Raw genomic sequence first — 10,044 nt, forward strand, 5'->3', positions numbered from 1 at the left:
CAGTATATCCGTCTTCAAGAAGAGTATCAAATTGATCGGTATCAGTAAGACTGTCTTCGAAATCCTGTAGTCTTGCGGTGAAGTTCATAGGTCTTACATCAAGAGCATCCAAATCCAGAGTAATTTTTCCAAAGGCTCTGATGACATCTTTGAAGCCGTTTTCATCCAGTGGCTGAGCATCCCAGCTATCGTAACTTGAATGATACCCCATATCATCATACTTGGAACCTTCACCTGAACCGGCAACTATGGCAGGTATGCCTTCTCTTGCCCACTGAAAATCTTCTGTATAAACACTTGTTTTATCAAAAGACCATTCATATACCGTATCATCTTCAAATTCACCGATGCTGTCTTTGACAAAATCCATCAGTTCGACAGCACTTCTTGTTCCGGCAAATGTTTCCCCTTCTACAGCATAAGCTCCGTCATTGTTGACTATGGCAAAGGCTCCTTCTGCCCATTCAGGATGATTTGTCATGATTTCTTCGTATGCTCCTGTGGACCAGTCGTATTCACTGCCCGAAACTCCCCATTCTTCAGAGCCGTGCATACATATGCGAATAGTCTTGTCAGGTTTGTATCCGCTGTCAATGATAGCTTTTGCTATAGACATAGAAACTGCAGCTCCCTGGGCATCATCATATGCTGAGTGGAAATATCCATCCATGTGAGCGAAGAGGAAGATGGTTTCATCGGTTTTCCCAGGAATTTCTCCCCAGAGATTGTGTGACGTGCCGTCTTCTGTGACTTTGGAATCAGCATTGAGAGTTACCGTTATGGATTCTCCGTTTCCGTCTTTTATGGCTTTCTGTAATGCTTTGCTGTCTTCTTCACTTATGGCTAAGGCAGGAGCGTCAGCAGGTCCGCAGACATCTTGCACGCCTATTCTGTCAGGGCCTTCTTCAGGATATACCGACATGGCGATAACAGCCTTGGCGCCTTTTACTTTTGCCTGATATGCAGGATAGTTTATCCACCAGTCTTCATTCTGATCGACATCCAGAAGTACCAGTTTGCCGGTAACATCGATTCCTTCGTAATCGGCAGCAGTTCCCTTATTCACATAGACGAGCTCCAGTTCTTCATTGTCGGCCTGCAGTGTCGTTTGATAGCTGCCTAAGTTTATTTTTTTCTCTTTGCCGTCGGCATCGATGAAAGTAAGATCAGCCCCTTTAAATAACCATGTATCAACTGTGATCTCTTCTGATGTGACGTTTTTAAGACCTATGTTCTCCATTTCGGCCTTGAGGTAATCAAGTACCTGTGATTCGGCAGGTGATCCGGCAGAACGATTGCCTGTAACCGGGTCATCGCCAAAGCTGCTGATATTTTTAATGATTTCTTTGCCGTATTCGGTATCGATAGCTTCTTCAAAATCTGTGAAGCTTTCGCTGTAATCAGGTTTGCCGCATGCGGTAAGACTCAGGGTCAAAGCAAAGGCAAATATGACGGATATAATTTTTTTGTGCATAACTGGCCTCCTTCTCAATGATCTGCTTTAAGCAGATATAGCAGTTTTGAAATATATTGTAGTATCCGCAGCTATAAGTGTCAAGAAAATTTTGAAAATTATAACAATGAAAAGTCGAAAAAGACAGAAATTTTGAAAAAGACAAAATACTTAGCAACTAAATTATTTTCATAGTCATGGCGATTATGTATAATTGCGTATAATTATTTTGAAGTAGTGATAATGTAAGTTGGATTTAGGAGGTGTTCTTATGGAAGGTAATAACTTGAACAAACAGGTACATCAGGTTTCTTTCGCCAAGAAAGTCGGTTATTCGGTGGGGGGCGCCACAGATACGCTGGCCTATGATTTTGTAGCAGCGTTTTTGTTGTTTTTCCTTACGAATTTTACAGGCGTCAATCCTGCATGGGCGGGAGCGATATTAACAATAGGCGTTGTCTGGAATATGTTTTCAGATCCTATTGTAGGGAATCTGTCTGATAAGACAAAGACGAGGTTTGGTAAAAAAAGAACGTGGCTGCTTATCGCAATCATACCGTTATTTGTTTCATATCTGCTGCTTTTTACAAAAATTGGCGGATTATCAACAGCCGCCACTAATGTTTACTTTCTGATTATGACTTTGCTGTTTTGGTTATCTTACAGCTGTTTCAGCATCCCATATTACTCAATGGGAGCATCGTTAACGTCAGATAATGAAGAGAGAACAAAGATCAGAATGCTGGCGCAGATCGTACAGTATATCGGAGTGTTTTTCTCAACAGTGGCGCCTACAATGTTTGTATCCTTTTTCAAATCAGGAGGATTTTCGGATTATGAAGCATGGCACTATACGGCGTGGCTGGAGGGTGCATTATGTGTGGCGACTCTGATTGTAGTATTCCTTTCGACTAAGGGAATAGAAATAGACTTTGAAGAAGAGAAAGAACAGGAAAAGACAAGTTTCTTTAAAGATGCTGCAGCAGTTTTGAGCATAAAACCGTATCTTATGGCTACTCTGTCATCTTTGATGTTTAGGATAGGATATTGTCTGTTCCTGACTACAATGGTTTATTTTCTGCTTTATGTAGTGGGACTGTCAGAAATGAGGATGACTATATGTACGTCTATCATATCTTTCGGGGGTATCATTGTAATAGCTATTTTAATGAAAGTAGTAGAGAAGTTTGATAAGGCGAAGGTTTATTCTGTTCTGGTGATGTTTTCGGGAATTGTGATGATCATATTCAATTTTATTGATGTAAATTCAATGTGGATAGCATGCCTGTTCTGTGTATTTTACGTAATAGGTTCATCAGCATATTGGTCGATGAATATGCCTCTGATGTATGATGCAATAGAAGTAGATGAATTTCAGACAGGCAAAAGAAGGGAAGGAACTATGATGTCATTCTATCTCTTCTGCCAGAAAGGCGGATACGCTATTGCAGCATCTGCCATAGGAGCTGTACTTTCTAAAGTAGGATATGATGAAACATTGGGAGCCAATAATCCTGAACCTGTATTAAACGCCATACAGACAATGATCTGCGGAGCAGCAGGACTCTTCTTTGTTCTCAGTGCCGTTATAATAATAGTATATCCTATGAAAAAGGATGTTTATGATAAGCTGTATGCGCAGCTTGAGAATAAGAGAGCGGGCAGGGAATATAATACTGAAGGATTTGCTCACGTGTTGAACAAGAAATATAGATAAACACAAGTACGGAAACGGGGGCGATATAAATGAATGATATTTTATACATAAATGGGCAGATATATACTGTTGACAGCAGCAAAAGCTGGGCTGAGGCAGTGGCTGTCAAAAGCGGAAAGATTACATTTGTAGGAACTAATGATGAGGCAAAGTCCATTGAAGCGAAAGAAACAGTAGATCTGGACGGGAAGATGATGCTGCCGGGATTCATAGAAGCTCATGGGCATGTTACGTGGGGAGCTATAGATAGTTTGTTTAAGGTATCGTTATTCGGAGCTGATAATGTTGAATTTTATATAGAAACAATAAGAAAATTTGTTCAGAAAAACCCGGAGCTTCCTGTATATGAAGGTGCGGGATGGGAAAATCCTTTTTTTGGAAAGAATGGACCGTCCAGAAAAGTACTTGATGAAATATGTAGTGATAAGCCTATGCTTATGTGGTCACATGATAAGCATTCTCTTTGGGTAAATACATATGTTCTGGATTTGTGCGGCATAGACAAAAATACACAGGTTCCCGCAGGCAATGTAATCGAAAGAGAAGACGATGGCACACCGAGCGGAACACTCAGAGAATTTGCTGCTATAGCTCTTGTAGATTCGGTAAAGCCGGTATTTAATAAAGAGCATTATAAAAAAGCTATCGAATGGGTACAGAAAGACTTTGCGCAGTATGGAGTCACTTCAATCATGGACCCTTTGCTGGATCCTGAAGATGATGCTATTGCGGCCATCAGGGAGCTTAACGATGAGGGGAGGCTCATCTGCAAAATGAGAGGAGCTCTGAAAAGTTCGGAGACGGATTCATATAAGCATATAGATGAATTCCCTAAGATAAGAGAAGATGTTGATTCACATATGTTTAAAATACAGCAGGTGAAACTTTTTGCCGATGGTGTCGTGGAGGGAAAGACTGCATTTTTAAAGCAGCCTTATGAAGGCGAGAATTATGCAGGGGACCCTATATGGAACAAGGATGATATGAATGAATTCTGCAGAAAAGTAGATGAGCTGGGATTTGATATCCATGTTCATTCTATAGGGGATGCGGCTACGTCAATGACTTTGGATGCACTGGATTTTATAAATGAAAAGAACCCTTCCAGAGACAGACGTCCTGTAATTACTCATCTTCAGATTGTAGATTCCGCTGATTATTCCAGGATCAAACAACATAAAGTGGCGGCAGTTACCAATCCATATTGGCATTTTAAATATAGAGGCTTCTTTGAGGATATAGAGGTTCCGTATCTGGGAGAAAGAGCATATCATGAATATCCTATGAAGAGCCTTCTTGATGCAGGAATAATACTGGGAGGAGCAAGCGATTATAACGTGACGCCTGTTCCCGCTCCTTTAAGAGGAATTCAGATAGGAGTGACAAGAGTAGGTATAGATGAGAATCCTGATGATATGGATCTGGTGCTTGCTCCTGAGGAGAGGCTCAGCGTTGAGCAGATGGTGGAGCTATTTACTATGGGGAATGCATACGCGCTTAGAATGGAAGATATCACAGGTTCTATAGAGGTTGGAAAATGTGCAGATCTTGTAATACTGGAAGAAAATATCTTTGAAGTTCCTCATCAGGACATATATAAAGTAAAAGTTATCCAGACTGTTTCCGAAGGCAAGATAATATATAAAGGATAGCGTGCTGTAGAAAGAGGCTGTCTCATCGAAGAGTAAAATCTTTGTGAGCAGCTTCTTTATTTTTTTATACATATATTATATAATTTCTCAATGATGAAGTATGAAAGGAGCAGAATATGAAAAAACCACGGATCTTAATAACGCTGGTAGATAAGAAAGGCGAATATCCATGCCACAGAGGTCATAAAATAGGTGACAGCTTTGATTTTGATACCGAAAGGGGAAAAATATGTCCCATGGTCATGCACGTGGCCTTTCCTTATATAGACATAATGCGCTATGGCGGTCAGCTGCCGGAGTGTAAAACCGGCGATTTTAGGTTCTGCTGCCCTGATTCTGATGTTATCAATATATTTAAATTGGAAATAAAAAAATAGATCGCCGCATTCTGCCCGTGACCGTGTGTTATATATTCTTTGAGATATTATTTATCAACGTTTCTTCATGAGAAGTATCAGTTGGTGGAATAAATATACAGCATTCTCCTGCTGATCTTCCGGAAGTTCCAGAAAAGCATCCAGAGTACGAAGCAAAAGCAAGGCAAAATCCTGTTGAGGCTCTGTATATGAAGGAAGAATAAGTGTGGCAGGATCTACATCCAGATTTTTAGCTATATATTTAAGAGTATCGATACGTGGATTGCAGGTTCCTTTTAAGATGTGCTGCATCTCAGATCTTGAAACACCTATTTCTTCTGCAAATTCCGTGATAGACTGATTTCTGCTCAAACGTATAGTATTCATGAAATTCGACAAATTTTGCTGTAAAGACACATGAATCCCTCCTATTCTATGAGAATAAAACAATATCGCAGATAAAGAAAGGATTATATAAAAGTATGCCATATCATTATAATGGTACAACAGAAAGGCAGGAAAGATTATATGATCTCTGCATGTAAAAAAGAATGTATTAATCTGTTTGAATATCAGTATTTAAATCATCGTTTTCAATCATGATTAGAAGCAGCTGGTGAAAATTGTTTGCTGCATCAGTTTGTTTGTCTTTTGGAATTTTGGAAAATGTATCCAAGATGTCCAATATAAGCAGTGCGAATTCATATTGAACTTCAGAATAAGATGGAAAAAGCAGTAATGCAGGATCGATTTTTAGGTTATCGGCAATGTATTTTACAGTGTCGATACGAAGGTTACAGGAACCTTTTAAAATCTGCTGCATTTCAGATCGCGAAATACCAATTTCATTAGCAAATTCAGTAATGGATTGTTTTCGACTTGAACGGATGGCGTTCATAAAATTCGATAGGTTCTGTTGTAGTGTCACATAAATCACTCCTTCCATAAGAGCATAAAGCAATATTGAAAAGGAGGGAAGCTTTATATGACGGATTGATAAACCGTTATAGCGGTATAGAGGTATAAACTTTGTCAGATAGTTATAAAAAACCCGGATTTTTTAAAATCCGGGTTTATGTATTCTGAACTTAATAATAAATTGATGATATTTATTCAATTCCGCAGCCATCGCTTACTTCTTTCGCGCATTCGTCATAGACTTGTGTAAGTTTTTCTCCGTATTCATCGCATTCGGCTTCGTTTTCTTCAGTCAATTCTTTATTTAATAATTCAGCCATTTTGTAAATTCCGTCACATGCAACGAGCCCGAAACACAGGATAATGGAAAATCCGTATGGGACTTTCTCTACCCGTGGATTCTCGCCCTATTTTCATTCACAAATGAATAAAAACACGCCCTATGAACGTGTTTTTATTCATGGCGGAGGACATGGGACTCGAACCCACGGGGCTGTTACACCTTACTCGCTTTCCAGGCGAGCTCCTTAGCCACTCGGTCAATCCTCCAAATGTATAATTTTTAATAAACTGCCTATATACTATAACAAAAAAATCAACATTATGCAAGAAGAATATAAATTGCTTGAGATACAGCGGTGATATAATGCAAATACATAAAGTTTCAGCCAAAATACATGTTGTCGTGGCTATTGTAAATATATTGGCTGTATTGATAAAAAGATATGTTTATGGTATTTTGTTTGTTAGGCAAATGATATGTTACAAATGAGGTGTTTGATGAAGAAGATGATGTTGATTCTTCCTGTGCTGTCAGGTGTTTTTTGGGGTTCTGCGGGAGTTTTTGTACGTACGCTTGAGGCCTTCGGTTTTGATAATTTTACTATTATATTTATAAGGTTTGCCGTTGCGGCGTTCATTTTATTTGTGGGGATTATGGCTTTTGACAGGTCTATGCTTAAGATAAAGCCTAAAGATATTTGGATATTTATTGGAAGTGGCATTCTGGGAATGCTTGGATTGAATTTTTTCTATAATTACGCTATTTCCGGACTGGCTTTATCGCTTGCGGCTGTGCTGCTCAGTTTATCCCCTGTGTTTGTAATGATTTTGGCTGCTATAATATTAAAGGAAAAGATAACCGGGCGTAAGATTGGCTGCGCTGTTTTAGCGATATTGGGATGTGTACTGGTAAGCGGTGTCTTTGAATCCGTAGCCGGGATGAGTCTGTCCATGTTAGGTGTTCTGGCAGGTCTTGCTGCCGCATTATTCTATGCTCTTTACAGTATATTTTCCAAAATTGCCATGAAACAGAATTATAATGTATTTACTATTACATTTTACAGTTTGCTGATTGGCGCCATTGTGATGATACCGTTTACAGACTGGGATATTATCGGGGAATTTATTGTGACAGCACCTGTGGGGAATTCAATATTTATATTTTTGAATTCACTCTGTACTTCTGTTCTGCCGTATGTGTTGTATACGCTTTCCCTTTCCTATGTAGATACCGGGAAAGTTTCCATTTTGGCTGCAGGCGGGGAACCATCGGCTGCGATGGTATTCGGGCTTTTGTTTTTCGGTGAAGTGCCGACGGCGCTGTCTCTGTGCGGTCTTGCAGTGACGATCGCAGCGTTGTGGTTTCTTTGCAGACCGGAAAGCAGAGATACTAATGAGGTGATGGCTTCTGAGGGAAGGAAGGTCAAAGAGCATGTTGATTAATTGTTTAGCTGTAGGAGTCGGAGGTTTTATAGGTTCAGTGTTCAGATATCTCATAGGATTGATACCGTTTTTGAACAGGCATGATATACCGTTTCAGACTTTGGCAGTCAATGTTCTGGGCGCGGTTTTAATAGGAATGATTGTAAAATCGGCGGAAACATGTGAGCTTGTAAGCGGCCCTGTACTGCTTTTTCTAAAGGTGGGAATATGCGGAGGATTTACTACTTTTTCGACTTTTTCTCTTGAGGCTCTGGGACTTTTGGAAAGCGGGAAGATATCGGCGTTTACAGTTTATGTGGCTGTCAGTGTTATTCTTTGTATAGGAGGCGTATGGGCAGGCAGAGCTATGATAAGCTGAGGACTGGATGCTATAGATAAAAAACTTGCTTTTATATAAGGCTGAGGTTATAATATTTTTAACAAATAAATGGCGGGGAGCTTGTATGACAGGCTGAGAGGAAGGTATGACCTTCGACCCATTACCTGATTTGGATAATGCCAACGTAGGGAAGTCCGGAAATACAAGTTTTCTTTTTAAATTAAGTATTACAGGAAGTTCCCGTTTAAGGGAATTTTTTTTATGAGTTTTTTGTATTTTGAGGGATTAACTGGAGTGGATCGGTTTATAAAGAAAAGCTTTACTGGATTTGTTATTTGGAGAAAGGCACTGTAAAATACAGGTATTTATTGCATCTGCGGTATTTCGATTTTTGTTGGATGACACTGTTCGTTTTGCCAAGTTGTCTGATGTGGCTTGTGAAGCAGAGTATTTCAGTATTGGGAAGTTTTTCAGTGAAATATAGATGAATGAGGAGGTGCATGCCATGGTGAAAATAAATGGTAAAAGTTGTAATGCAAAAGGGAAATTGATTGCTGTATACCTGTCCGAAGAAGGATATGATTTAAAGCGTGTTGCAGTAGAAAAAAATGGGGAAATAGTCCCTAAAAGTCAATATGAAAATACAGCCTTCGAGAATGGAGACATAGTTGAGATAGTAAGTTTTGTCGGAGGTGGCTGATGATACCTTCAAGAGAAGAGATGCGTAGGGAACTTGACAGAAGACACGGAAAGGTGCTTCAAGACAGATTTGCTGACGCATCGGTAGCTATATGCGGTCTCGGAGGGCTTGGCTCTAATGTGGCAACAGCACTTGCCAGAGCTGGAGTGGGCCATCTTCATCTTATAGATTTTGACAGAGTGGATATATCCAATCTGAACAGACAGCAATATATGGCTCATCAACCGGGAATTTTTAAAACAGAAGCGCTAAAGGAGAATCTTCTGATGATAGCGCCTTATGTGAAGGTGACTGTGGATACGGTAAGGATTACAGAGGAAAATATCCGGAGGCTTTTGAGAAATGATGATATTATATGCGAAGCTTTTGATGTGGCAGAAGCCAAAGCAATGCTGGCAAATTTTATTCTTGAAAATATGCCGGAAAAGTATTTAGTATCGGGATCGGGAATGGCAGGGATACTGTCCTCAAATACCATAAGGACAAGGAAAGTAACAGAAAAGTTTTATCTTTGCGGTGATGAAATCAGTGATGCGGATAAGGGGGATGGGCTGTTTTCATCCAGAGTTATGATATGTGCGGCACATCAGGCCAATATGATAATGAGGATCATTGCAGGTAAATATGATGTATAACAACAGATAAAGAAAGAAGGAATTTATATGCAGAAAAATGATGAACTTATAATAGGAGGATATAAATTTAATTCACGATTCATTTTAGGATCAGGCAAATACTCTCTGAACCTTATTGAGGCCGCAGTGGAATATGCCGGAGCTGAGATAATCACATTGGCTGTTAGGAGAGCCAACACAAAGGATGAGGAAAATATAATGGATTACATTCCGGAAAATGTAACACTTCTGCCAAACACTTCCGGTGCAAGGGATGCCGATGAAGCTGTAAGGATAGCCAGACTGGCTAAAGAACTGGGATGTGGGGATTTCATCAAGATCGAGATAATGAGGGATTCAAAATATCTGCTCCCTGACAATGGTGAAACAGTCAGAGCAACTGAAATACTTGCTAAGGAAGGCTTTGTGGTAATGCCTTATATGTATCCGGATCTCAATACGGCGAGAGATCTGGTTAATTCAGGAGCTGCATCGGTAATGCCGCTGGCGTCCCCAATAGGATCCAACAAGGGTCTTGCCACTAAAGAGTTCATTCAGATATTGATAAACGAAATAGATGTGCCTATTAT

At 39.8% G+C, this 10,044-nt stretch carries 12 protein-coding genes, 1 tRNA gene and 1 riboswitch; of the genes, 8 read left to right on the top strand and 5 right to left on the bottom strand.

The genetic code is table 11. The annotated features are described in order from the left end of the window. Positions 1 to 1,474 (bottom strand): M28 family peptidase (locus tag ACLR96_RS09555; protein WP_412265770.1); only part of this gene is annotated, 1,474 nt, incomplete at its 3' end. Between the two features lie 250 nt (positions 1,475 to 1,724). On the opposite strand from ACLR96_RS09555, the gene ACLR96_RS09560 reads away from it, so the two are divergent. The 3 genes from ACLR96_RS09560 to ACLR96_RS09570 all read left to right on the top strand — a co-directional run bounded on the left by ACLR96_RS09560 (position 1,725) and on the right by ACLR96_RS09570 (position 5,199). Further along, positions 1,725 to 3,170, top strand: coding sequence for an MFS transporter (locus ACLR96_RS09560; RefSeq protein ID WP_177269156.1), 1,446 nt, complete (start codon positions 1,725 to 1,727; stop codon positions 3,168 to 3,170). Positions 3,171 to 3,199: 29 nt separating this feature from the next. Beyond that, entirely contained in the window at positions 3,200 to 4,822 is a 1,623-nt protein-coding gene (locus ACLR96_RS09565) for an amidohydrolase family protein (protein WP_177269158.1), read from the top strand. Positions 4,823 to 4,938: 116 nt separating this feature from the next. Continuing rightward, positions 4,939 to 5,199, top strand: a complete 261-nt coding sequence (locus ACLR96_RS09570) for a TIGR04076 family protein (protein ID WP_177269160.1) — start codon at positions 4,939 to 4,941, stop codon at positions 5,197 to 5,199. 54 nt (positions 5,200 to 5,253) lie between these two features. Here ACLR96_RS09570 and ACLR96_RS09575 read toward each other — a convergent pair whose 3' ends face one another. The 4 genes from ACLR96_RS09575 to ACLR96_RS09590 form a co-directional block, all read right to left on the bottom strand. Continuing rightward, positions 5,254 to 5,595: a helix-turn-helix domain-containing protein gene (locus ACLR96_RS09575; RefSeq protein ID WP_177269162.1), complete on the bottom strand. Its 342-nt coding sequence runs from the start codon at positions 5,593 to 5,595 to the stop codon at positions 5,254 to 5,256. Between the two features lie 139 nt (positions 5,596 to 5,734). Continuing rightward, positions 5,735 to 6,106 (bottom strand): helix-turn-helix domain-containing protein, encoded by a 372-nt coding sequence (locus ACLR96_RS09580; protein ID WP_177269164.1) that lies wholly within the window; start codon positions 6,104 to 6,106, stop codon positions 5,735 to 5,737. Positions 6,107 to 6,287: 181 nt separating this feature from the next. Next, the gene (locus tag ACLR96_RS09585) at positions 6,288 to 6,416 is read right to left on the bottom strand and encodes a hypothetical protein (RefSeq protein WP_283242297.1); all 129 of its coding nucleotides are present in this window, start codon (positions 6,414 to 6,416) and stop codon (positions 6,288 to 6,290) included. A 141-nt stretch (positions 6,417 to 6,557) separates the two neighbouring features. Further along, a tRNA-Ser gene (locus tag ACLR96_RS09590) sits at positions 6,558 to 6,645 on the bottom strand. A 231-nt stretch (positions 6,646 to 6,876) separates the two neighbouring features. Between ACLR96_RS09590 and ACLR96_RS09595 the strand changes: the two genes are divergently transcribed. The 5 genes from ACLR96_RS09595 to ACLR96_RS09615 all read left to right on the top strand — a co-directional run. Continuing rightward, on the top strand, positions 6,877 to 7,821 hold the full coding sequence (locus ACLR96_RS09595) for an EamA family transporter (protein WP_177269166.1): 945 nt from the start codon (positions 6,877 to 6,879) through the stop codon (positions 7,819 to 7,821). Continuing rightward, complete coding sequence (gene crcB, locus ACLR96_RS09600) at positions 7,811 to 8,179, top strand: fluoride efflux transporter CrcB (protein ID WP_412265774.1); 369 nt, start codon at positions 7,811 to 7,813, stop codon at positions 8,177 to 8,179. Before ACLR96_RS09595 ends, crcB begins: the two co-directional genes overlap by 11 nt. Before the next feature lie 65 nt (positions 8,180 to 8,244). Continuing rightward, a riboswitch (TPP riboswitch) is annotated at positions 8,245 to 8,348 on the top strand. A gap of 297 nt (positions 8,349 to 8,645) precedes the next feature. Further along, the gene (gene thiS / locus ACLR96_RS09605; RefSeq protein ID WP_177269168.1) at positions 8,646 to 8,840 is read left to right on the top strand and encodes a sulfur carrier protein ThiS; all 195 of its coding nucleotides are present in this window, start codon (positions 8,646 to 8,648) and stop codon (positions 8,838 to 8,840) included. Further along, entirely contained in the window at positions 8,840 to 9,475 is a 636-nt protein-coding gene (gene thiF / locus ACLR96_RS09610; RefSeq protein ID WP_412265777.1) for a sulfur carrier protein ThiS adenylyltransferase ThiF, read from the top strand. The genes thiS and thiF overlap by 1 nt, the downstream gene beginning before the upstream one ends. A gap of 27 nt (positions 9,476 to 9,502) precedes the next feature. Next, positions 9,503 to 10,044, top strand: a 542-nt coding sequence (locus ACLR96_RS09615) for a thiazole synthase (protein ID WP_412265779.1), incomplete at its 3' end; no start/stop codon positions are given.

Origin of the sequence: Lentihominibacter sp., from assembly GCF_046951855.1 — a bacterium.
Lineage (GTDB): Bacteria > Bacillota > Clostridia > Peptostreptococcales > Anaerovoracaceae > Lentihominibacter > Lentihominibacter hominis.